The sequence below is a fragment of the Actinorhabdospora filicis genome, from assembly GCF_030269765.1.
In the GTDB taxonomy this organism is placed as follows: Bacteria; Actinomycetota; Actinomycetes; order Mycobacteriales; family Micromonosporaceae; genus Actinorhabdospora; species Actinorhabdospora filicis.
In genome coordinates, this window is the sequence record NZ_BSTX01000003.1 from 939,652 (window position 1) to 961,734 (window position 22,083).

Sequence of the window (22,083 nt, forward strand, 5' to 3'; positions counted from 1 at the left end):
GGTCATATCAGTGGGAACGGGGTGGGTGAGAGGCACGGACGTGCTCCTTCGGGGGAAGCGGGGAAGGCGCTCGCCGCGACCATAAGCCGACCATGTGACACATCGGACGGTGACCTGCCGGGCGCCGCGCGACGGTGGCCCCGGACCGCTCGCGAGCAGCGCCGACGCCGATCCGGCGTCCACAAGGGATGGATCTTGACCCTTGTGGCCTGCGGCGACCGTCGTAAAGGGACCGGTAAGGCCCGTGGCCGAATCGAGACCTGACGATCCCTTGACGCCCCCGTGAACACGGGGCAACACTGTGCCGGAAACGTTTACAGCCGACGGTCTGGAGCAGTGACGGCATGAGCCGGAAACGTTTACAGCACGGAGACCAGAACGGCCCGCCGACGGTGCGGACCGTCGCAGCCCTCGCCGGGGTGTCCATCGCCTCGGCCTCCCGCGTCCTCAACGGCCTCGGCGCCAGCGCCGAGACCGAGCGCAAGGTCCGTGAAGCCGCCGCCAGCGTCGGCTACGTCCCCAACGCCGTCGCCCGGTCCCTCCAGGCCCGCCGCACCGACATGCTCGCCCTCGCCGTCGAGGACATCGGGAACCCCGTCTACGTCGCCATGATGCGCGCCATCGAGGAGGTCGCCGCACGTGCCGGATACCGCCTCCAGGTCCACGCCACCGGCGCCGACCCCGCCGGTGAGGTCGAACTCATCGACGGCCTCGCCCGCCGCTACGTGGACGGCCTCGTGATCAGCCCCATCCGGGTGACCGCCGCCCACCTCACCGCCCTGGCGCGCGTCCCCACGCCCGTCGTCGTGGTCGGCAGCCTCCCCGACGACGCGCCCACCGGCGCGCGGCCCGTGGACAACGTCCGCGCCGACTCCCACACCGGCGTCGCGCTCGCCGTCGCCCACCTCGTCGCCGGTGGACGCCGCCGCATCGCCTTCGTCAACGGCCCCCTCGACACCGTGCCCGGCGCCGCCCGGCACGCCGGGTACCTCGCCGCGCTCGCCGCCAACGGCCTCATCGCCGACCCCGCGCTCATCGAGACCGGCGACTTCCACCACGCCGCCGGACGCGAGGCCACCCGCAGGCTCCTCGACCGCGAACGGCCCGACGCGATCCTGTGCGCCAACGACCTCATCGCCGTCGGCGCCCTGCACGCCCTGCTCGCCGCCGGCAAACGCGTCCCCGAGGACGTCGCCCTGGTCGGCATGGACGACACCGACCTCGCCGAGATGTCCTTCCCGCAGCTGTCCAGCGTCTCGCTCGGCTCGGCCGAACGCGGCCGCATCGCCGCCGAACTGCTGCTGCGGCGCCTGGCCGAACCCACCCGGCCCGCCCAGCGCGTCACCGTCGCCCCCGAGCTCAAGATCCGCGCGTCCAGCGCCCACGCCATCGCCGCCGTCCCCGCGCCGAGAATTGGAGAGACCCCGTGAGCTTCGTCCTGGAGGAAGGCCCCGAGCCGCGCCCGTGCACCGTCCACGGCTTCGGCGGCAACGCCTCCCTGCACAAGTACGCCCCGCCCGGCGACGCCGTGCCCGTCCGCGTCCTGTCCGGGCAGCGACCCTCCCGGGGCTGGGCCGGTCCGCGCCGCCCCGCCGGGACCGGCGGTCCCGCGTTCTTCGCCACGCCCCCGATCGACCAGGTTCCGTAGGCGATGACCGCGCTCAACGACGAGCTCCCCCTCGCCCGCCGTCGGCGCGCCCGGACCGGGTACGCCTACTTCCTGGTGCTGCCCGCGCTGCTGCCGGTGCTGTTCCTGTCGGTGGTCCCGCTGGTCAACGGCATCTACCTGGGCTTCACCGACGCGCGCGCCGGACTCAACCAGACCACCCACTTCACCGGTCTGGACAACTACACCGGCCTTCTGTCCAACGAGCAGTTCTGGGCCAGCTTCAAGATCGGCCTGATCTGGGCGGTCAGCGTCACCGTCATCCAGTTCTTCGCCGCCCTCGGCCTGGCCCTCCTGCTCAACCTGAACCTGCGGCTGCGCTGGCTGGCCCGTACCCTCGCCCTCGTCCCCTGGGCGATGCCGCCGGTCATCGTCGGCATCATGTGGCAGCTCGTCTACCACCCCGACGCCGGGCTCATCAACGAGGCGCTCTACCGCGTCGGCCTGGAATCCCTCGGCACCAACTGGCTCGGCGACTTCTCCACCGCCCTGCCCGCCGTGATCATCGTCGGCGTGTGGGCCGGGATGCCGCAGACCACCGTCGTGCTCCTCGCCGGGCTCCAGGGCGTCCCCGGCGAACTCCACGAGGCCGCCGCCGTCGACGGCGCCGGTGCCTTCCGCCGCTTCTGGAGCATCACGCTCCCGCAGCTGCGGCCGGTCATCGTCGCCATCACCTCCCTCGACTTCATCTGGAACTTCAACTCGTTCGGCCTGGTCTACGTCCTCACCGCGGGCGGACCCGGCGGACGCACCATGCTGCCGATGCTCTTCGCCTACGAAGAGGCCTTCAAGTACGGCCACTTCGGCATCGCCGCCGCCATGGGCAACGTCATGGTGATCATCATCGTCGCCCTGCTCGCCGTCTACCTGCGGCGCCGGATGAGGGAGGCCAGCGCGTGAACCGCACCTCGAAGTGGTACTGGCGAGTCCTGCAGTACCTCGCCCTCGCCGGGTACCTGCTGTTCCTGTCGTTCCCGCTGCTGTGGATGCTGTCCACGTCCTTCAAGAAGCCGCAGGAACTGGTGGAGCTGCACCCCAGCTTCATCCCCCGCGACCCGACGCTGGCCAACTACGCCACCGCCTTCACCGAGCAGGACCTGGGCCGCGCCACGCTGAACAGCCTCCAGGTCGCCATCGCCTCGGCCGTCATCACCGTGATCATCGCGCTCCCGGCGGCCTACGCGCTGGCCCGCTTCCGGACCCGCGTCAACAAGGTCGCCACCGCCTGGATCCTGCTGTCGCAGCTGTTCCCGTTCATCCTGCTGGTCATCCCCATGTTCATGATCCTCAAGCAGGTCAAACTCACCAACAGCCTGACCGGGCTGACCCTCGTCTACGTCGTGTGGTCCCTGCCCTTCGCGCTGTGGATGCTCCAGGGCTTCGTCCGCAACATCCCCCGCGAACTGGAGGAGGCCGCCGCCGTCGACGGCGCCACCCGCTTCCAGACGCTGTGGCGGATCATCGCCCCGCTGCTGGCGCCCGGCGTGGTCGCCGCCGCGCTGTTCAGCTTCATCAGCGCCTGGAACGAGTTCTTCTTCGCCCTCGTGCTGCTGAAGAAACCCGAGATGGCCACCCTGCCGCTGGCGCTGGCGAAGTTCGTCGGCATCGAGGGCATCTCGCGGCTCGGGCCGCTGGCCGCCGGATCGCTCATGGCGACCATCCCGAGCCTCATCTTCTTCGCGATCCTGCAGCGCCGCCTCACCTCCGGCGGCATGGCCGGCGCGGTCAAAGGCTAGCCCACCACCCCCTCGCACACCCCCTAGGAGAGAACGCAATGAAGCGCCTCGCCCCACGCCGCGTCGCGGCGGCCGCCCTGGCGGCCACCCTCGCGGTCGGCACCCTCGCCGCCTGCGGCAGCGGAGACGACTCCGCCGGCCCGATCAAGCTGAAGTTCCTCAGCCTGGCCTGGCAGGAAGAGTCCGTCGCCGCCAACAAGAAGATCGTGGAAGCCTGGAACGCCGCGCACAGCGACGTGCAGATCGAGTACATCCAGGGCTCCTGGGACTCCGCGCACGACCAGCTCCTCACCTCCTTCGAAGGCGAGGACGCGCCCGACATCATCCACTACGAGGCCGCCCTCGCCGGGCAGTTCGCGCAGCAGGGTTACCTCGCCGACGTCAAGGACCTCATCCCCGCCGACCTCAAGGGCGACATCGGCGACAACGTGTGGCAGACCGTGACCTCCGGCGACGGCAAGGTCTACGGCGTCCCGTTCCTGCTGGAGTCGCAGGCCGTCATCGCCAACAAGAAGCTCCTCGACGAGGCCGGCATCCCCGTCCCCACCGCCGACAAGCCGTGGACGTGGGACGAGTTCCAGGCCGCGGCCAAGACCCTCACCAAGGGCGAGACCTTCGGCACCGCCTGGCCCGTGAAGCAGCCGGTCAACCGGGTCCTCAACCTCAGCCTCAACTTCGACGGCAAGTACTTCCAGAAGAACGGCGACAAGAACCAGGTCGTCTTCGGCGCCGCCGAGCAGGAGGTGCCCAAGCGCATCCACGACATGGTCTACACCGACAAGTCCGCCGCGCCCGACGCCCTCACCATGGGCGGCACCGACCCGCTGCCCGGCTTCTTCGGCGGCAAGTACGCCATGCTGCCCGGCTCCATCTACCTGCGCCAGCAGATGAAGGAGCAGGCCCCCGCCGGTTTCGAGTGGGTCACCCTGCCCCCGCTGAAGGGCCTCAGCCAGAACCAGGCCGCCAACCCGCAGACCCTCTCGGTGGCCACCCAGTCGGAGCACAAGGAGGAGGCGATGAAGTTCATCGCCGAGTTCCTCAACCCGGCCAACATGGCCGAGCTCGCCAAGGGCGACTGGCTCGTCCCCACCGGCAAGAAGGCCGGTGAGGAGCTGCTGAAGTCCACCGGCGGCAAGGACGGCTGGGACGTCGCCGTGGCCAGCGCGGGCTCGCTCGTCCTGGCGCCCTTCCAGACGGTCACCCAGTTCCCCGAGTGGAAGTCCAAGATCGCCACCCCGGCCTTCCAGGAGTACTTCGCGAACAAGATCTCCCTCGACGAACTCGGCAAACGCCTCGTCGAGGGCGGCAAGGACATCCTCAAGTAAGACCCCACCAGCCATCGTCCCCTTTGGAGTTAAATCGTGACCAGTGCCGCACTGGTGGACAGGTCGATCGGCTGCCTCGTGGGCGCCGCCGTGGGCGATGCCCTCGGCGGCGCCACCGAAGGCGCGCTGCCCGAGCAGATCAAGGCCCGCTACGGCGGGTGGGTCGACGGCCTCGTCGGCCCCTTCCACGAGGACTGGCGCACCGCCCGTCCCACCGCGCCCTACCACAAGGGCGACGGCCACATCACCGACGACACCCTGATGACGCAGGCGCTCATCCGCGTCTACGTGGCCAAACGCGACCACCTCGACGCCTACGACATCGCCGAGCGGCTCGTCCCCGACCTGATGAACCACCGCGTCTACATCCCCGACATGGAACGCGAAGCGGTCACCCTGCACCGCCTCGCGCTGGCCGAGCGGCACATCGTCGCCAGCCTGTTCCACGCCCACGCCGACCCGCGCGAGGCCGGGCACGGCAACATCGTCAACTGCGGTGCGGCGATGTACATGGCGCCCATCGGGATCGTGAACGCGGCCAACCCGGCCGGGGCCTACGCCGAGGCCATCGAGATCGCCGGGGCGCACCAGATCAGCTACGGACGCGAGGCCGCGGGGGTCTTCGCTGCCGCCGTCGCCGAGGCCATGGCCCCCGGCGCGACCGCCGCGTCCGTCGTGGACGCCACCCTCGCCGTCGCCAAGGACGGCACCCGCCAGGCGATCGAGGCCGTCCGCGACGCCGTGCGCGGGCAGAGCGACTGCCTGGAGGCGATCCCGGTCGTTCGCGCCGCCATCGCGCCCTACGACACCGTCGGCGAGGCCTACCGGCAGCCCGGGCTGGGCGCCCGGCGTCCCTCGCGACTGCACTCCATCGAGGAGCTGCCCGCCGCGCTGGGCATGCTGCTCATCGCCGACGGCGACTACGCCAAGGCCGTCCTCGGCTCAGTCAACTACGGCCGCGACGCCGACTCCACCGCCACCATGGCCGGCGCGATCGCCGGTGCCCTGGGCGGGGAGAAGGCCGTGCCCGCCGACTGGGCCGAGACGGTGGCCACCGCCAGCCGCGTCGACCTGCACGGCCCGTCGCGCGAGCTGGCCGCCGTCGCCGAGGAGGTCTTCGCCGCCGACCTGCGCCGCCGGGGCGAGCACGCCGCGCGCTTCGCGTCGCTGACCGGGGCGGCCTGAGCATGAGAGTCACGTGGATCCAGCCGGAGGACCTCGTCCCGCACGCGCTGGCCACCGCGCGCCTCGACGGGCACGACGTGTCCGGCATCGAGGCGCGCTGGGTCGCGGGCGGTGGAACCGCGGCGGTTCCGGCGAAGGGGGCCTCGCCCGAGCGGGCCCCCGCGCCGGTGCGGGAGCTGGCCGCCGTCCTGCTGTCCGAACTGGACGCGCTGGCGGCGCTCCCGCGTCCCGGGGAGCCGGACGCGCTGTGGGAGCTGCCGGACCTCGGCCTGCCGCGCGAGACGACCTTCGACCGGCTGCACGGCGCGTGGCTGGGCCGGGCCGCCGGGTGCGTCCTCGGCAAGCCCGTGGAGGGCCTGCCGCGCGAGGGGATCGAGGAGATCGCCCGGGCCACCGGGAACTGGCCCCTCAAGGGCTGGTTCACCGCGCACGGGCTGCCCGAGGAGATCGCCGCCCGGCGTCCGTGGAACCGGCGGTCGAAGGGCACCAGCCTCGCCGAGAACATCGACGGGGCGCCCGAGGACGACGACCTCAACTACCCGCTGATGGCGATGCTGCTGCTGGAGACGCGGGGGACCGGCTTCACCGCCGAGGACGTCGCCCTCTCGTGGCTGGACCTGCTGCCGGCCGGGCGCACGTTCACCGCCGAGCGGGTCGCCTACCGGAATCTGCTGCTGGGCATGGTCCCGCCACAGACGGCGACGACCGGGAACCCCTTCGCCGAGTGGATCGGGGCGCAGATCCGCACCGACCTGTACGGCTGGGCGCGTCCCGGCGACGTGGCCGCGGCGGCGTCCCTGGCCTACCGGGACGCGGTCGTGAGCCACGTCCGCAACGGCGTGTACGGGGCGATGTTCGCCGCCGCGCTGGGGGCGGCGGCGGTCGTGGTGTCCACGGTGGACGAGGTCCTGGACGCCGGGTTCGCGGTGCTGCCGCCGTCGTCCCGCATCGCCGTGGCGGTGCGGGAGGCGCGCGAGCTGGCCGCGTCCGAGCCGGACTGGAACCGCGTCCTGGATGTCCTGCACGCCCGCCACGGGCACCTGCACTGGGTGCACGTGCTGAACAACGCGGCCCTGGTCACGGCCGCGCTCGTGCACGGCGGCGGCGACTTCGCCAAGACCATCACCGCGACGGTGACCGGCGGCTGGGACACCGACTCCAACGGCGCCACCGTCGGCGGGATCGTGGGCGCGCTGACCGGCGCGTGCGCGCTGCCGGAGTACTGGAAGGCGCCGCTGAAGAACCGCCTGGCCACCTCGATCCCGGGCCTGGACGGCGTCGGTTTCGACGAACTGGCCCGGCGCACGCTCGCGCTGGCGAAGGTGGACGCATGAGCATCGATGTGGTCGTCCTCGGCAGCGCCAACATGGACCTGGTCGCCACCGCGCCCACCCTCCCGAAGCCGGGCGAGACCGTGCTGGGGCACGGGTTCGCCACGGTGCCGGGTGGGAAGGGCCTGAACCAGGCGGTCGCGGCGGCGCGGGCGGGGGCGCGCACGGCGTTCATCGGGGCGGTGGGGGATGACGCTTTCGGCGCGCAGCTGCGGGAGGCGCTGACCGCTGACGGCGTGGACGTGTCGGGCCTGCGCGAGGCTCCGGGGGCGTCCGGGGTGGCGCTGATCGCCGTCGACGACGCCGGTGAGAACAGCATCGTGGTCGCCCCCGGCGCCAACGCCACCGTGGACGCGCTCACCGCCGCCGACCTCGGCGGCCTGAGCGGCGCACGGGTCCTGCTGTGCCAGCTGGAGGTCCCCGAACCGGCCATCGTGGCCGCTGGGAAGGCCACCGGTGACACCACCCTCATGATCCTGAACGCCGCCCCCGCCCGGCCCCTGAGCGCCGAGCTGCTGGCCACCGTCGGGCTGCTCGTGGTCAACGAGGTCGAGGCGGCCATGCTGTCCGGCTGGGACGCCGACCCGCTCACCGCGCTGCTGCGCGTCGTCCCGCGCGTCGTGGTCACCCTCGGTGGCGCCGGATCCCGTTACGCCGACGCCGAAGGCGCCCGGCTCGACGTCCCCGCCCCGAAGGTGCCCGTCGTCGACACCACCGGCGCCGGCGACTGCTTCACCGGCGCCCTGGCCACCGCCATCGCCGAGGGCCGCCCCATGGAGGAGGCCCTGCGGTGGGCCACCGCCGCCGGGGCGCTCGCCGTCCAGAAGACGGGCGCGACCACGTCCCTGCCCCACCGCGCCGACATCGACCAGCTCTACGAGGTGACCTACCGGTGAGCCGTTTCAACCCCTACGTCCCGCGCCCCATCGACTCACCCGCCGAGGTACCCCTCGATCCCGGCGCGGACCTGTCGGTGCTGGACGACGCGAAGATCTTCGCGGTGCCCGCCGATCCCGCCGACCTGCCCGCCTGGCGCGCGGCGATCACCCGCTGGCGCGAGGAGGCGCGGGTCCGCATCGCCTACGACGACGAGCTGTACGCGCGCCCGGAGTTCTCCTGGATCCCCGGCAACTACGTCGTCTGCCTCGCCTGGCTGTGGGACGAGCTGCTCTACGACCACGACGCCGGGCACTTCACCCCCGAGCGGTTCCTGGACGCCGCCGAGCGCGACTTCGGCGGCTTCGACGGCGTCGTCCTGTGGCACGCCTACCCGGTGATCGGCATCGACGACCGCAACCAGTTCGACTTCTACCGCGACGTCCCGGAGCTGCCCGCGCTGGTCGCGGCCTTCCAGGCGCGCGGCGTGCGGGTCTTCATCGACTACAACCCGTGGGACGTGGGCACCCGCCGCGAGGCCGCCGACGACATCGCCGCCGTGGCCGCCACGGTGGAGTGGCTCGGGGTCGACGGCGTCTTCCTCGACACCATGAAGGAGGGCGGGCAGGCGATGCGCGCCGCGCTGGACGCCGTCCGGCCCGGCGTCGCCCTCGAAGGCGAGTCGCGCCTGCCGCTGGAGCGCGTCACCGACCACCCGATGTCGTGGGCGCAGTGGTTCGCCGACAGCGACGTGCCCGGCGTGCTGCGCGCCAAGTGGTTCGAGCCCCGGCACATGGCCCACCACACCCGCCGCTGGCACCGCGACCACTCCGGTGAGCTGCACTCGGCCTGGCTGAACGGTTCCGGGATGCTGGTGTGGGAGAGCGTCTTCGGCTCCTGGGTCGGCTGGACCGAGCGCGACAAGGGCCTGCTGCGGGCCATGCGCCGGGTCTGGGACTCCTACGGCGCCTGGCTCACCGAGGGCGAGTGGACGCCGCTCGCCGACACCGCCGGAAGCGACGTGCACGCCTCCCGCTGGGTGCGGAACGGCACGCCACTGTGGACGGTCGCGAACACCGGCGCGGAACTGGACGGGCCCTGGATCGTCGCCGACGAGCTGCCCGGCCACCGCTGGTACGACCTGACCACCGGCGCCGAGCTGACGCCGGTGCCCGCCGGGGACGGCAAGATCGCCGTGGGCGGCCCGCTCGCCGCCGACGGCGTCGCCGCCGTCCTGGCCAGCCCGGTCCCCGTGGTCCTGCACGCCTTCGAGCCCGCCCCGCGAGACACCACCCACCCGGCCCGGACCGCCGCCCGCATCGGCTTCGAGGACGCCTACGCCGACGAACTGCCCGAGGGCATGGCGGCCGTGCCCGCCGGGCGGCGCGAGCTGACCGTCCGCTACCGGCTGCGCGAGACCGGCCTGTACGGCGAGGTGCCCTATGTGGACGAATGGAAGCCGCTGCCGCCGCGCCTGCACAATGAGCACCGCCTCATCCGGCCCGTGGAACTGGGCCTGTACGGCATCGGCATCCGCGAGGTGACCAACGCCGAGTACGCCGCCTTCCTCGCCGACTCCGGATACGGCGGACCGCACGGGCGCTTCCTCGCGCACTGGCGCGACGGCGCGCCCGTCCCCGGCACCGAGCACGAATCCGTGACCCATGTGGACCTCGCCGACGCCCGGGCCTACGCGTCCTGGCGCGAACTGCGGCTGCCCACCGAGGACGAGTGGCAGGCCGCCGCCGAGGACGGGCTCCTCGAACGCGGCGAACCCCTGGTGTGGAACTGGACCGAGAGCGAGCACACCGACGGCCGCACCCGCTTCACGATCCTCAAGGGCGGCTCCGCTTACGAGGCCCGGGGTTCCGACTGGTACATCGACGGCGGCCGCAAGGATCCCGACGTCAGCGTCAAGTTCCTCAACCCCGGCGCCGGGCTGGCCCGCTCGTCCTCGATCGGCTTCCGCGTGGCGGTGAGCCTGTGATCCCCGCCCTCAACGGCGTCAAGGTCCTCGACCTCGCCACCCTCTTCGCCGGGCCCCTGGCCGCGGCGATGCTCGCCGACTTCGGCGCCGAGGTCATCAAGGTCGAGCACCCCAAGCGGCCCGATCCCTCGCGCGGGCACGGCCCGGCCAAGGACGGCGTCGGACTGTGGTGGAAGGTCCTCGGCCGCAACAAGCGGACCATCGCCGTCGACCTGTCCACCGAGGACGGCCGGGATCTGCTCATCGCGCTGGCAGCCGAGGCCGACGTGGTCATCGAGAACTTCCGGCCGGGCACCCTGGAGCGCTGGGGCCTCGGCTACGACGTCCTCTCGGCGGCCAACCCGGGCCTCATCCTCACCCGCGTCACCGGCTTCGGCCAGGTCGGGCCCTACGCGTCCCGCCCCGGCTTCGGCACCCTCGCCGAGGCCATGAGCGGCTTCGCCGCCGTCACCGGCGAACCCGACGGGCCGCCGACCCTGCCGCCCTTCGGGCTCGCCGACGGCGCGGCCGCGATGGCCGCCGCCTTCGCCACGTCCCTTGCACTGAACGCGCGGACGGCCACCGGGCGCGGCCAGGTAGTCGACCTGGCCATCATCGAGCCGATCATGGCGCTGCTCGGGCCGCACATCACCTGGTTCCAGCAGCTCGGCTACGTCCAGCCGCGCACCGGCAACCGCTCCAGCAACAACGCTCCCCGCAACACTTACAGGACCGCCGACGGGCGCTGGCTGGCGGTGTCCACCAGCGCGCAGAGCATCGCCGAGCGGGTGATGACCCTCGTCGGGCGGCCCGACTACCTCGATGAGCCGTGGTTCGCCACCGGCTCCGGCCGCGCCGCGCACGCCGACGAACTGGACGCGGCGGTCGCCGCGTGGGTGGGCGCGCGGCCCGCGTCAGAGGTCGTCGCCGCCTTCGAGGAAGCGCAGGCCGCCGTCGCGCCGGTCTACGAGATCACCGACATCGTCGCCGATCCCCAGTACCGCGCGCTCGGTACCGTCCACAGTGTCCCCGACCCCGAGCTCGGCGAGGTCGCCATGCAGAACGTGCTGTTCCGGATGAGCGGCACGCCCGGCGAGATCCGCTTCGCCGGCCGCCCGCACGGCGCCGACACCGACGCGGTCCTGGGCGAACTGGGGCTGTCCGGCGACGAGATCGCCGCGATGCGGGAGAAGGGCTCGATCAAGTGATCCTGACGTGGTTGTACGTCCCCGGGCACCGGCCCGACCGCTTCGTGAAGGCGGTCACCTCCGGCGCCGACGCGGTGATCCTGGACCTGGAGGACGCCGTCGCCGCGTCCCGCAAGGCCTACGCGCGCGCCGCCGTCGCCGAGTTCCTCGCCGCCCCCTCCGACGTCCCGGTGTACGTGCGCGTCAACGAGCTCACCGGACCCGACGTCGCCGCCGACCTGGCCGCCGTGGCCGGGCTGCCCGGCCTGGCGGGGCTGCGCCTGCCGAAGGTGCAGTCGCCGGAGGAGGTGCTGCGGGCCGCCGAGACCGGCGCGCCCGAACTGCACTGCCTGGTCGAGTCGGCCCTCGGCGTGGAGTCGGCTTTCGCGATCGCCACCGCGCACCCGTCGGTGGCCGGGATCGGCCTGGGCGAGGCCGACCTGTCGGCCGACCTGAACGTGAGCGAGGAGGCGGGCCTGACCTACGCCCGCAGCCGGATCGTGGTCGCCGCCCGCGCCGCCGGGCTCGCCCCACCGGCCATGTCGGCCTACACCAACCTGTCCGAACTGGACGGACTGGAGGGCCTGGCCGCCTCGTGCCGGATCGGCCGCGCCCTGGGCTTCCTCGGCCGCGCCGCCATCCACCCCCGGCAGCTCCCGGTGATCGCCGAGGCGTTCCGCCCCTCGGAGTCCGAAGTGGACAAGGCCCGGGCGCTGCTGGAGGCCATGGCCGGAGCCGAGAAGCGCGAGTCCGGGACCGTGGTCCTGCCCGACGGCCGCTTCGCCGACCGCGCCATGATCGCCGCCGCGAGCCGCACCGTGGCACTCGCGGAGCGTGAGGCGGCCTGATGGGAGGATAGGGCGGGGAGCATCACGAAGGGGGTCGAGATGCCCGAATCGCACCTGAACCTGGTCCGGCTTCTGGCCAGGCGGCAGACCGGATCGCTCATGCCGCCGATGGCTCAGACGCTTCTGCTTCCGTTCGATCAGCTGGACCCACTAGTGTTCGAACGTGTCGTCGCCGAGGTCATGTGGTTGGTGGATCGACTCAGTGAGATCCGCGTTGTGGGTCGTCCGGGCCAGTATCAGGGCGGCATTGATCTCATCGGCCGCCGTGACGGCGCTCATCATGTCTACCAGGTGCGTCGTATCCACTCCCTCAGCGCTACGGCGCTGAGGAAGGCCGTGACCGACTTCGCCGGGCCGACACGCAGGGACGTGCCGGAGGCGGACTGGGCGGAGCGACCTTGGCAGGCCGTGCGGTTCGTGCTGGCCGCCGGATGCCGTGTGGAAGACGTGACGGTGGAGGAGGAGCTGGCGAAGCTCCAGCAGGAGTACGCCGGTGACCTCGATATCGCGCTCTACGACGCCGGCAGTCTCTCGCTGGCTTTGCGTGAGCGGCCGCGAGTGGTTCACGGGATCTTCGGTCCTGAATGGGGCAGAGCGTTCACCGGGGTGGTGGATGAGCCGTCGGGCGCCCTTCCAAATGTCGTAGGGCTGCTCTACGACCCGGTTGAGGCGTTGGGGCTGGGCACGGTCGCCGAGAGATGTGCGGAGCTGGCCCAGGAAGATCCGCGTGCATCTGCCGAACTATTGCTGGCTCTCGGAGAAGAGCTGCGTTCGGCGGGCTTTCCGGGACATGCCGACATGTTCGCTACACGAGCAAGGGAGCGCTTCGAGCAGGCGGGTGCGGAGACCGAGGCCTTCCGGATCGCGGTGACGCGGGCGGTACGTGGGCTTTGCGATGGACGTACGGAGCATCCGGACATCACCGCCGTCGAAAGGCTCACCCTGAGGCTGGCGGAGCCCGAAAGGGCGCTGGGTCGCGTGATCACCGCCGCCGGGAATTGGGGGCTGGCGGGGATCGACGTGGACGCGGTGGTGGCGGACCTGACCGTGGCCGCAGAGGCCCAGTGCGATGACTTCGAGCTCCTCGTGATGGTCGTCGCGGAGCAGATCATCGCGGATGAAGACCCGCGGGACGACCAGAGCCTCATGATCGGGCCGCTGGAGTGCGCGATCAGTCGTGCCAAGGCGGATGTTCGGGCCCGCCTGATGTGCTGCCTGGCGGATCTGCGGGTACAGGGTGGAGTCGGGCCGGAGGCCGCGTTCGCACACGTGCTGACCGAGATCGCCACCGGACGACTGCCGGAGGACTTCGGCGTGCTCGCTCATTTGCGGCTCGGCCGAGCACATGTGATGTCGGGACTGGCGAGGGCGGCGATCGATTCCTACCGGAAAGGGGTCGTGATCGCCGGGCGTTCCGGCTATCCGGGTGACGCCCGTGACGCGCTTCTGGCCATCGCCTATCTGACCATCATGTCTCCGGAGACCTTCGAGGAGATCCAGGCGACCCAGATGGCTGCAAAGGCGCTCGACCCCCACGGGCGTCGTTTCCTGCCGGAATCGGCTGGCTCTGCCCTCACCGCCTTCTCTGACCTGAAACGCGGGGCCATGCGTGGTGCCCTTCCCGCTGCACGAGCATGGGTGCGGAAGGCACGTGCGCGAGGCGCGCTCTGCGATGAACTCTGGGGCCGCCAGACTCTGGGAGAGGCATTCGAGGCATCGCGAAGCCCGTTCGGCGCGGTCCTGAATCTCGTGCTCGCAGGACAGGGAGACAAGGCCGTCGCGGTCGTCAAGGGCGAAGCGCGCCACCTTGATCTCATCGATCTACTGGATCACCCGGCTGTAGCAGTGCGCGCCGCTGCTCTGAAGGTCTACGCGGCACAGGCGGACAGGATTCCCGACGATCAGGTTGCCGTCGTCGGGGAGAAGCTGCTTCACGTGCTCCGCGGCGAGGTTTCGCATCCGCCGTTCGTGGACGACAAGCGTGCCGCCCTGAAGGCCATCGCCGCCCTCGATCACCGAATCCCGATGAGCGTCGGAGCGGCGGCGCTCGATTTCGCGGAACTGTTCATACCTCGCGAGGACGGTAAGAGCCTCTTCATCGATGACGCCGTGGTGGCGTTGCTCGGAGCTTGCGCAGAGGCCGATCGCTCGGAGTCCGCTCGGGCGGGGATCGCGCTGGTGGCAGCTTGGCGACATGATTTGCGCGGTGTGGAGACGGCACTTCTCGGGTTGTACGACCCGCCCGATGTCGTGAAGACGGAGCTCAAGAATGCGGCTGGCGAGGGATCGCGATCGGCCCTCTACATCCTGGCGGAATGGAACATCGTTCCGCCGGAGGCGATCGAGCTGCTGGTCGACCTCGCGCAGGGCGTTCTGGATGAGCCGGTCGGTACGGCGCGCACGTCCTACGCCATTGGTACCGGAGTCCCCCGGTTCGCCTCGCTGTTGTCGAAGGCCGTGGAATCGGGAGAAGCGCCACCAGAGCTCCTCGAACTCCGGGATCGTGTGGTTGCCCGCCTCATGAGCTGGGCCGAGGACCGGCTGGACACGGCTGAGCGCCGCGAGGACGCGACGAGCGCCATTTCGGTACTGGGAGCGGCTCTCACCGACGACGAGCGCAGAGTTTTGACAAATCGTCTTCTGCGACTTCACGGATCGCCCGGGGAACACGATCTTGACGCCTTCGAACGCCGATCGTCGCACCCGCTGAGCGGACTGCGGGTCAGAACGAACGGCCGTCTCCTGTCGGTCTCGGCCTTGGCAGCCGCAGCGGCACTGGCAGTGGACGCGGATGCTCTAGAGGAGATAGAGGGGTGGGTCCTGCAGCACCTCGATGTCGATGCCGATGACCAGGAGGCGATGCGATTGATGGCTCACGCCCTCGCCTGGGTGAGCCGGTCTCGACCGGTTCCCCTGGCGGCCTTCCGTAGCCATCAGTCTCGGCACATTCGGGAAGCCGCCGTCCATTGCTGGGGTCATTCGGTTGAGCCGAGTGTGGTGCTGGCAAGGTCTTTCGCCGAGGACAAGGATCCCTGGGTGCGCCTGGAACTCGCGCACGCGCTCGGTCGAATCGGCATGGCCGAACGCCAGGACCTTCTGATGGTGCTGGGTGAGCTTGAGAGGGATCCAAGCGCACGGGTGCGGTACATCGCCGCGCGCGCTCGCGAATCCTTCGAGTGAGCACTGTTCGAAGAAAACCCGGGGCGGGTACCGCCGAAAATGTCGTACCCGCTCCGGAATCTGGTCACATGGCCGCTCCGAACATCGTGCCGGGCCCGCGGTCGGTACCCCTTCGCGAGGCCCGCGTCCGCTTCAGTCAGCTCGTGGCGTTGACCGAGCTGAACAACACGACGACGATCATCACCCGCGACAACGACTCCCGCCCGATCGCCGTGCTCGCCCCGACCTCGGCGGTGCGGGACGCTCCCGAGGCGCCGGTCGCGCCGCCGCGCTCGGCCGACTGGCACGCCACGGTGAACGCCGGGTGGGCCAAGCGGCTGGACAGTGTGCGCGCGCAGCTGTCCGACCGGCACGCCCGTGAGTGCCGGGTCCTGCTGGACGCGCTCAACCGCGCCTGGGCCGAGCTCGACCGCCTCGCGCGGCCGGGCGCCGACCGGGACGTGGACGAGCTGCGCGCCCTGCAGGCCGAGCTGATCAGCGGCTCAGCCGCGCCAGGCTCTCGCGCAGCGATGCGGCGAGCGAGCTGAGGTCGGCGCCGGGCAGGGTCCCGGCGCGCTTGCGGACGACGCCGTCGACCAGGACGGTGTCGACGTTCCCGGCGTGCGCCGAGGCGACCACGGCCGCCACCGGGTCGGTGGCGCCGATGAGGTTGGCGTCGTGGGCGCGGACGGTGATGACGTCGGCGCGCTTGCCCACGGCCAGCGAGCCGATGAGGCCGTCCATGCCGAGCGCGCGGGCGCCGTCGATGGTGGCCGCGCGCAGGGCGTCCGAGGTGGACAGCGTGGTCCCGCCGGCCGAGGTCATGGCCGCGCGCATCAGCGAGAACATGTCCCCGGGCGCGGTGGTGACGACGTCCACGCCGAGGCCGGTGGGGACGCCCGCCGCGCGCAGCCGCGCCAGCACCGGCGCGCCGTGGCCCATGCGGGCCTCCACGGCGGGCGCGACCGAGGCGGTGCCGCCGGAGTCGGCCATCAGCCGCAGTTCCTCGTCGTCGAGGGGGTTGCCGTGGACGTAGAGCCACTCCGGCCCGAGCAGTCCGCGCTCCTTGAGGCGGGTGAGCGGGCCGCCGTGCCCGACGTGGGCGGCGAGGCGCAGGCCGAGCTCGCGGGCGAGGCGGTGGTCGCGCGCGACCTCGTCCAGGTCGCCGTAGGAGGGCCCGTGTGAGGCCAGCATGAGGCTGGTGGTGCCGCGCGCGAGGCCGTGGACGCGGCGCAGCTCGGCCTCGTCGGTGGCGCCCAGGCCGCCGTGGGCGAGCACGGCCCGCAGCCCGGCGTAGGCCGACAGGGCGGCGTCGGTGTGTTCGGGGGTGTGCATGGTCTGGGCGTAGTCCTGGACGGTGGTGACGCCCGCGTCGAGCGCCTCCAGGGCCCCGGCGAGGGTGGCGTCGTGCAGGTCCTGGGGCGTCACGCGCGGCCCGATGCCGTAGAGGACGCGTTGCAGGTAGGCGCCGAGGTCGGCGTCGGCGGTGAGGGCGCGCAGGCCGGTCTGCCACATGTGCCGGTGGGTGTCGACGAAGCCGGGCAGGACGTAGTGGCCGCTCACGTCGAGGACCTCGGCGGTCTCGGCGGTGAGATCGGGCCCGACGGCGGCGATGCGGCCGTCGGTGATGAGCAGGTCGGCGGTCTGGACGGCGATCGGGTCGGTGTCGATGACGAGACCGCCGCGGAGCAGGATGCTGGACACGAGACTCCCTCAGGTAAAAGCTTTCTAGAAAGCTATCCCGAAAGGGGCCTAGGATGCAAGGGTGGATCCCGTCGACGCCCTCATCGCCGCCTGGCGCGCCGAGCTGCCCGAAGCCCTCGGCCCGGCCAGTGAGCTGAGCAAACGCGTGATGCTGCTGTCCGCCCGGCTCGAACGCGCCACCCGGGAACTTCTTCCCGGCCTGGGCCTCACCGTCGCCGGGTTCGACATCATCGTCAGCCTGCGCCGGGGCGGCCCGCCCTACCGGCTCAAGCCCGCCGAGCTGGCCCGCTCGCTGGTCATGTCCAGCGGCGGTACCACGAACGTGCTGCACCAGCTCGTCGCGCGCGGCGTCGTCCGGCGCGTGCCCGATCCCGACGACGCGCGCAGCACCTGGATCGAGCTCACCGACGAGGGGCTCGAACTGGCGCGGACGGCGGTCCTGGCCAACACCGCCGCCCACGAGAAGGTCTTCGCCGAGGCCGGTCAGGACGCCGTGGACGCCGCCGCGAACGCCCTGCGCGCGGTCTTCCCGAGCGCGTGAGAAAGGCCCGGTCCACCGGACCGGGCCTCCCTCGATGCGCTAGATCTTCAGCCGGACCACCTGCGGGTCGTGGTCACTGAGCTGCGCGGCGAACTCCGCGTTGACGTGGACCACGTCGTAGGCGTACCCGGCGCTCACCAGTGCGGGCGAGACCAGGATGTGGTCCAGGACCTGCGAGTTGCCCTCGTACACGTACGTGTAGCGCTCGGCGTCGGGCAGCGTGCCCGGCAGGTCGGTCAGGCCCACCGCGGTCAGCTTCGACACCGGCGCGGAGAACTCGAAGTCGTTCAGGTCACCGGCCACCACGATCCGGGCGGCGGAGTCGATCGCGCGCAACTTCGTGACGAAGTCGGCCACGATCGCCGCCTGCTGGTTGCGCTGCGTCTCCGAGCTGAGCACCGGCGGCTGGCGGCGGCCGAACAGCGGATCGTCGCCGCCCTTGGAGTTGAAGTGGTTGGCGATCACGTACAGCGGCTTGCCGCCGACCAGGAACTTGCCCACCAGGGGCTTGCGGCTGGCGTTGAACGCGGTGTTCGCGGGCTGGATCCGGCCCGGGTTCGCCGACAGCGCGATCGGGTCGGCGGAGTTCCCGGACGCCGAGGCGCTCACCGCCGTCGTCGGCCCGCCCGGCGAGCCGGGCGCGAAGCTCACCTTGTCGGTGCGGAACAGGAACCCGACGCGGATGTTGCCGCCGGGCTCGCCGCCGTCGGCGTCGTCGACTGGGTTGACCTGGCGGTAGTCGTAGGACGGCCCACCGGCGGCGGTGATGGCCGCGATGAGCTTGCCGAAGGTCTGCGCGGCGTCCACGGTGGACGAATTCGCGGGACCGTCGTTGTCCTGGATCTCCTCGACGGCCAGGATGCCGGGCGCGGCGAGGTTGGTGACGATCTGGCGCGCCAGACCGTCGAACTTGGCCTGCGGGTCGGCGGGGTCGAGGTTCTCCACGTTGAACGTGGCCACCGAGACCTCACCGGCGCCCGCCGCCGTGGTGGTCTCCGGCGCGAGGGTGCCCGCGACGCGGGTGAGCGCCGAGGTCAGCTCCAGCCGGAAACCGCCGAAGTCGTAGTCGAGGACGCCGACCGCCGGGCCGGAGAAGTGGTCGCCGACGTTGACCGCGGGCGTCGACCCGGCCAGCAGCGCGTCGTCCAGGATGACCCGCTCGGGATTGAAGTCGCCCGCCTTGACCATGATCCCGCCGCGGGTGGTGCGCACACCGGCCCCGGCGCCGTTGTCGGCGAGCACGGGGATCTCGGCGTGGCCGGACGTCGGGCCGGCCGCGACCGGGTTGTTCACCTGGACGCGCATGCCCTCCAGGGACTCGTAGAAGTCGATGCCATCGGTGGCCGCGTCGAAGGTCCCGGCGGTTTCCACGTCGCCGTTGGCGTCGTTGTCGATGACGGCCGTGGGCGGCACGCGCCCGCCGGAGCCGATCACCGTCGCCGCCGGAACCGGCTTGGTGCCCAGCTTGGTGACGCTCGGGGCGGTCAGCTCGGTGGTGCTCAGGTTCGCCGTGGACGCCCCGCCCGGCCGGTACTCGGTGACGGTGGCGTTGACCGCGACCTCGTCCCCGGCGGCCACCGTCGGCGCCGAGGAGGTGTAGACGAAGACGGCCTCGGAGGTCGCCGGATCGGCGTCCGGGCACGGGTCCTGGAACCAGAACCCGGTGGTGTTCCTCGCCGTCACGACTCCGCGCACGTCGCTCACGGCCGCCCCGGCCAGCGGCGACTTGTGCGCCTTGCCCTGCACGGCCCGGATCCGCGTGCCCGGATAGGCGCATCCGCCACCGCCGCCACCGGCGGTGTTCTGCGGGCTCGGCGTCCCGGCGGTGAAGTCGGCGGCGTTGTTGTCGGTGTCGGTGGCGCCCCGCGCGATCGACGTCGTATTCGACCCGCCGGCCGCGGCCGCGCCCTCGAAGTCGTTGGCCGAGCCGTAACCGGCGAAGTCGCGGACCCCGGCGGCGGTGTCGCAGTTGGACCCGCACGTCAGCGCCGAGGTCGTGGTCACCAGCGCGACCTTGCCCGCCGTCGCCGACATGTTGGTCGAGCCCGTGGCGTCCGGCGTCGGCAGCGCCGCCCCGGTCGCGCCGCCCGAGGCGAGCTTCACCAGATAGCGGCCCCCGGCGGGGATCGAGCCGCTCAGCGGCGTGGCCGCCCAGGTCGTGCCCGACGCCGAGGCGTACTGCACCGACCAGCCCGACAGCGCCACCGCGGCCGCGCCCCGGTTGTACAGCTCGACGTAGTCGTTGGCGTGGGACGCGCCGCTGTTGCCGCCCCCGCCGTAGATCTCCCCGATCAGCACGTCGGGGGACGTGGCCTGGGCGCTCGCCGGTGCCAGGGCGGCGAGGCCGAGCGCGGCCGTTAAGAAGACGGCCGTGCGGCCGATGGCGTTTCGCATCTCTCTCCAAAAGGGACGATGGCGCGCGGAGGGGGTTCCGCGCGCCAGCATCCTATAGATCCACGTTCGCGTGGTCGATGGAGAGTGAACACGAAACGAAGAAGTTACCCTACGGTCCGTCCGCTCAGAGCGGTGTGCAGCGCCGCCATCACCGTCTCGGCGCGATGGTCGGGGGCGTCGCGCAGCGCGGCGGTGGTGTAGGAGAACCCGGTGCGCAGGGACGGCCAGGCCGCGTGCCGCGTCCCGGCCCATCCGGCGTGCCCGAAGGCGTCGGCGGCCGGGCCGAAGTTGGCGGTCAGCTCGAAACCGGCGCCGTAGACCATCGGTGTGCCCCACATCGGCTCGGTGCCCGCGCGCACCTCCCGGCGGGCGGCGTCCACGGTGGACTCGGCCAGCACCCGTACGCCGTCGATCTCCCCGCCCCGGGCCAGCGCGCCGTAGAAGCGCGCGATCGAGCGGGCCGTCCCGATCGCGCCGATCGAGCCGAAACCGGCCTCCCGGAAGGGACGCGAGTTCCAGATGCCCGGCCCGGCCGAGCCGGTGACCGGATTGCCGACCAGCGCGCGCAGCGGGTCCGGCTCGCTCGCGGCATCGACGTCGGCGATCAGGGAGGCGTCCTCGGCGCGCAGGTCGGCGATGCGCTCGTCGGGAACCTCCGGCGGGACGCCGATCCACAGGTCGAGCCCGAGCGGGGCGGCGAACTCCGCGGCGAAGATCTCCCGCAGCGAGCGCCCGTCGGTCCGCCGCGCCAGGCCGTCCAGCGGGAAGCCCCAGTTGACCGAGCTGTACATGTACTCCGCGCGCGGATCCCAGGCCGGGGCCTGCTCCTCGGCGAGCCGGTCGGCGGCCGCGGGGTCGTAGAGCGCGGTGACGTCCTGGGTCGGCAGGTGCGGCAGCCGGGCCTGGTGGGTGAGGAGCTGGAGGGCGGTGACGTCCTCCTTGCCCTCGCGCCCGAACTCCGGCCAGTACCGGGCCACCGGGGCGTTCAGGTCGATGGTGCCGCGTTCCTGGAGTAGCGCCAGCACCGCCGCGACCAGGCCCTTGGTCCCGGAGAAGACCAGGGAGACGGTGTCGGAGCGCCAGGCGCGCCCGGCCCCGGCGTCCCCGCCCCACAGGTCGGCGACGAGCTCGCCGTCGGCGTAGGCGGCGAAGGCGCCGCCGGTCTCGCCGTGCTCGTCGAAGCCGTGCTGGAAGGCCTCGGCGACCTTCTCGAAGCCGGGCAGGGTGAAGCCGTCGATCGTGGTCATGTTCCGCTGCTTTCGGTGGAGGCCCGCAGGAGGGCGAGCGCGGCGTCTTTCGCGCTGAGGCCCGTGGCGCGGGGGTCGGGGTCGTGCCGGGCGACGGCGATGGCGCCCTCGATGAGGATGAGGAGCTGCCGCGCCAGTCCCGTGGGGTCGGCCGCGCCGGCGTCGCGGGCGATGCCGGTGAGCAGCCGGTGGTAGCGGCCGAGGTGGGTGGTGGCGAGGGGACCGGCGATGTCTGAGCGCTCGGTGGCGGCGTTGAGGATGGCGCAGCCGAGGTAATCCGGCTCGGCGAGCCAGTCGACGAGGTCGGCGAAGATCGCCGCGAGCCGCGCGGCCGGGTCGGCGCCCGCCTCGGCGGCGGCGGTGAGTTTGCCGATCACGCGGTCGGAGCGGCTGACGACGACCGCCTGGATGAGGCCGTCCTTGGAGCCGAAGTGCCGGTAGACGGTCTCCTTGGACGCGCCGACGGCCGCGCAGAGCTCCTTGACGGGCAGGCCGAGGCCGCCGCGGTAGAAGAGGTCCTCGGCGGCGGCCAGGATGGTGGCGCGGGTGCGCGCGGGGTCGAGTGATTCGCCTGCTGCGACGGGCATGGCGAGATGGTACCCATGGGTTCGATCTCGGGTCATGACGATGTGGCGCGGGTCACGATCACCGCTCACTCGTCGACGGCGAAGAGCTCCAGGTGGCCGCAGTCTCCGCAGCGGAAGGCCTCGACGGCCAGTTTCGGGCGGCCGAACATCTTGGCGCCGCCCAGGACGCCGCGCTCCAGGCGACCGGCGATCCAGCGGGTGAAGCCGCGTCCGCCCATGTCACCGAGAAAGCCCGGAGTGAGGTCGGCGGATCGGCAGTGGGTGCAGTGCGTCGGCGCGGCGGGCATGACCGCAGGGTAGGGGCGGCCCGCAAGCGGGCCGCCCCTTTCGG

The 22,083-nt window shown here is 71.9% G+C and carries 19 protein-coding genes; 14 read left to right on the plus strand and 5 right to left on the minus strand.

What is annotated here, in order from left to right; all coding sequences use genetic code 11:
• Positions 1 to 344: 344 nt before the first annotated feature.
• From QSK10_RS24635 to QSK10_RS24695, 13 genes are all read left to right on the plus strand, one after another.
• The gene (locus tag QSK10_RS24635) at positions 345 to 1,430 is read left to right on the plus strand and encodes a LacI family DNA-binding transcriptional regulator (protein WP_285665323.1); all 1,086 of its coding nucleotides are present in this window, start codon (positions 345 to 347) and stop codon (positions 1,428 to 1,430) included.
• Positions 1,427 to 1,648 carry a hypothetical protein gene (locus QSK10_RS24640; RefSeq protein WP_285665324.1) on the plus strand — a complete coding sequence of 74 codons (222 nt, stop codon included), beginning with the start codon at positions 1,427 to 1,429 and terminating at the stop codon, positions 1,646 to 1,648. Before QSK10_RS24635 ends, QSK10_RS24640 begins: the two co-directional genes overlap by 4 nt.
• 3 nt (positions 1,649 to 1,651) lie before the next feature.
• Positions 1,652 to 2,566 (plus strand): carbohydrate ABC transporter permease, encoded by a 915-nt coding sequence (locus QSK10_RS24645; protein ID WP_285665325.1) that lies wholly within the window; start codon positions 1,652 to 1,654, stop codon positions 2,564 to 2,566.
• Positions 2,563 to 3,402 carry a carbohydrate ABC transporter permease gene (locus tag QSK10_RS24650; RefSeq protein ID WP_285665326.1) on the plus strand — a complete coding sequence of 280 codons (840 nt, stop codon included), beginning with the start codon at positions 2,563 to 2,565 and terminating at the stop codon, positions 3,400 to 3,402. Before QSK10_RS24645 ends, QSK10_RS24650 begins: the two co-directional genes overlap by 4 nt.
• Positions 3,403 to 3,440: 38 nt before the next feature.
• Positions 3,441 to 4,727, plus strand: coding sequence for an ABC transporter substrate-binding protein (locus tag QSK10_RS24655; protein ID WP_285665327.1), 1,287 nt, complete (start codon positions 3,441 to 3,443; stop codon positions 4,725 to 4,727).
• Between the two features lie 36 nt (positions 4,728 to 4,763).
• The gene (locus tag QSK10_RS24660; RefSeq protein ID WP_285665328.1) at positions 4,764 to 5,912 is read left to right on the plus strand and encodes an ADP-ribosylglycohydrolase family protein; all 1,149 of its coding nucleotides are present in this window, start codon (positions 4,764 to 4,766) and stop codon (positions 5,910 to 5,912) included.
• A 2-nt stretch (positions 5,913 to 5,914) separates the two neighbouring features.
• Complete coding sequence (locus tag QSK10_RS24665; protein ID WP_285665329.1) at positions 5,915 to 7,246, plus strand: ADP-ribosylglycohydrolase family protein; 1,332 nt, start codon at positions 5,915 to 5,917, stop codon at positions 7,244 to 7,246.
• Positions 7,243 to 8,139 (plus strand): ribokinase, encoded by an 897-nt coding sequence (locus tag QSK10_RS24670; protein WP_285665330.1) that lies wholly within the window; start codon positions 7,243 to 7,245, stop codon positions 8,137 to 8,139. Before QSK10_RS24665 ends, QSK10_RS24670 begins: the two co-directional genes overlap by 4 nt.
• Positions 8,136 to 10,106: an SUMF1/EgtB/PvdO family nonheme iron enzyme gene (locus QSK10_RS24675; RefSeq protein ID WP_285665331.1), complete on the plus strand. Its 1,971-nt coding sequence runs from the start codon at positions 8,136 to 8,138 to the stop codon at positions 10,104 to 10,106. The genes QSK10_RS24670 and QSK10_RS24675 overlap by 4 nt, the downstream gene beginning before the upstream one ends.
• Complete coding sequence (locus tag QSK10_RS24680; protein WP_285665332.1) at positions 10,103 to 11,293, plus strand: CaiB/BaiF CoA transferase family protein; 1,191 nt, start codon at positions 10,103 to 10,105, stop codon at positions 11,291 to 11,293. Before QSK10_RS24675 ends, QSK10_RS24680 begins: the two co-directional genes overlap by 4 nt.
• On the plus strand, positions 11,290 to 12,120 hold the full coding sequence (locus QSK10_RS24685) for an HpcH/HpaI aldolase/citrate lyase family protein (protein WP_285665333.1): 831 nt from the start codon (positions 11,290 to 11,292) through the stop codon (positions 12,118 to 12,120). Before QSK10_RS24680 ends, QSK10_RS24685 begins: the two co-directional genes overlap by 4 nt.
• A 39-nt stretch (positions 12,121 to 12,159) precedes the next feature.
• A complete protein-coding gene (locus QSK10_RS24690; RefSeq protein WP_285665334.1) occupies positions 12,160 to 15,300 on the plus strand; it encodes a HEAT repeat domain-containing protein in 3,141 nt (1,046 codons plus the stop codon).
• 68 nt (positions 15,301 to 15,368) lie between these two features.
• Positions 15,369 to 15,827, plus strand: a complete 459-nt coding sequence (locus tag QSK10_RS24695; RefSeq protein ID WP_285665335.1) for a type II toxin-antitoxin system Phd/YefM family antitoxin — start codon at positions 15,369 to 15,371, stop codon at positions 15,825 to 15,827.
• Here the strand turns inward: QSK10_RS24695 and QSK10_RS24700 are convergent.
• Entirely contained in the window at positions 15,775 to 16,983 is a 1,209-nt protein-coding gene (locus QSK10_RS24700; protein ID WP_285665336.1) for an amidohydrolase family protein, read from the minus strand. The genes QSK10_RS24695 and QSK10_RS24700 overlap by 53 nt on opposite strands.
• Before the next feature lie 61 nt (positions 16,984 to 17,044).
• Between QSK10_RS24700 and QSK10_RS24705 the strand changes: the two genes are divergently transcribed.
• Positions 17,045 to 17,524: a MarR family winged helix-turn-helix transcriptional regulator gene (locus QSK10_RS24705; protein WP_285665337.1), complete on the plus strand. Its 480-nt coding sequence runs from the start codon at positions 17,045 to 17,047 to the stop codon at positions 17,522 to 17,524.
• Between the two features lie 39 nt (positions 17,525 to 17,563).
• Here QSK10_RS24705 and QSK10_RS24710 read toward each other — a convergent pair whose 3' ends face one another.
• The 4 genes from QSK10_RS24710 to QSK10_RS24725 form a co-directional block, all read right to left on the minus strand.
• Complete coding sequence (locus QSK10_RS24710) at positions 17,564 to 19,918, minus strand: DUF8508 domain-containing protein (protein ID WP_285665338.1); 2,355 nt, start codon at positions 19,916 to 19,918, stop codon at positions 17,564 to 17,566.
• Positions 19,919 to 20,022: 104 nt separating this feature from the next.
• Entirely contained in the window at positions 20,023 to 21,165 is a 1,143-nt protein-coding gene (locus QSK10_RS24715; RefSeq protein WP_285665339.1) for a serine hydrolase domain-containing protein, read from the minus strand.
• Positions 21,162 to 21,752 (minus strand): TetR/AcrR family transcriptional regulator, encoded by a 591-nt coding sequence (locus QSK10_RS24720; RefSeq protein ID WP_285665340.1) that lies wholly within the window; start codon positions 21,750 to 21,752, stop codon positions 21,162 to 21,164. The genes QSK10_RS24715 and QSK10_RS24720 overlap by 4 nt, the downstream gene beginning before the upstream one ends.
• A gap of 65 nt (positions 21,753 to 21,817) precedes the next feature.
• The gene (locus QSK10_RS24725) at positions 21,818 to 22,039 is read right to left on the minus strand and encodes a hypothetical protein (protein ID WP_285665341.1); all 222 of its coding nucleotides are present in this window, start codon (positions 22,037 to 22,039) and stop codon (positions 21,818 to 21,820) included.
• Between the last annotated feature and the right edge of the window lie 44 nt (positions 22,040 to 22,083).

Excerpts from the sequence above, each read along its gene's own strand:
- QSK10_RS24645 (WP_285665325.1), top strand. The coding sequence starts at position 1,652 with ATGACCGCGCTCAACGACGAGCTCCCCCTCGCCCGCCGTCGGCGCGCC.
- QSK10_RS24635 (WP_285665323.1), top strand. The coding sequence starts at position 345 with ATGAGCCGGAAACGTTTACAGCACGGAGACCAGAACGGCCCGCCGACG.
- QSK10_RS24725 (WP_285665341.1), bottom strand. The coding sequence starts at position 22,039 with ATGCCCGCCGCGCCGACGCACTGCACCCACTGCCGATCCGCCGACCTC.
- QSK10_RS24720 (WP_285665340.1), bottom strand. The coding sequence starts at position 21,752 with ATGCCCGTCGCAGCAGGCGAATCACTCGACCCCGCGCGCACCCGCGCC.
- QSK10_RS24715 (WP_285665339.1), bottom strand. The coding sequence starts at position 21,165 with ATGACCACGATCGACGGCTTCACCCTGCCCGGCTTCGAGAAGGTCGCC.
- QSK10_RS24670 (WP_285665330.1), top strand. The coding sequence starts at position 7,243 with ATGAGCATCGATGTGGTCGTCCTCGGCAGCGCCAACATGGACCTGGTC.
- QSK10_RS24690 (WP_285665334.1), top strand. The coding sequence starts at position 12,160 with ATGCCCGAATCGCACCTGAACCTGGTCCGGCTTCTGGCCAGGCGGCAG.
- QSK10_RS24710 (WP_285665338.1), bottom strand. The coding sequence starts at position 19,918 with ATGCGAAACGCCATCGGCCGCACGGCCGTCTTCTTAACGGCCGCGCTC.
- QSK10_RS24655 (WP_285665327.1), top strand. The coding sequence starts at position 3,441 with ATGAAGCGCCTCGCCCCACGCCGCGTCGCGGCGGCCGCCCTGGCGGCC.
- QSK10_RS24695 (WP_285665335.1), top strand. The coding sequence starts at position 15,369 with ATGGCCGCTCCGAACATCGTGCCGGGCCCGCGGTCGGTACCCCTTCGC.
- QSK10_RS24665 (WP_285665329.1), top strand. The coding sequence starts at position 5,915 with ATGAGAGTCACGTGGATCCAGCCGGAGGACCTCGTCCCGCACGCGCTG.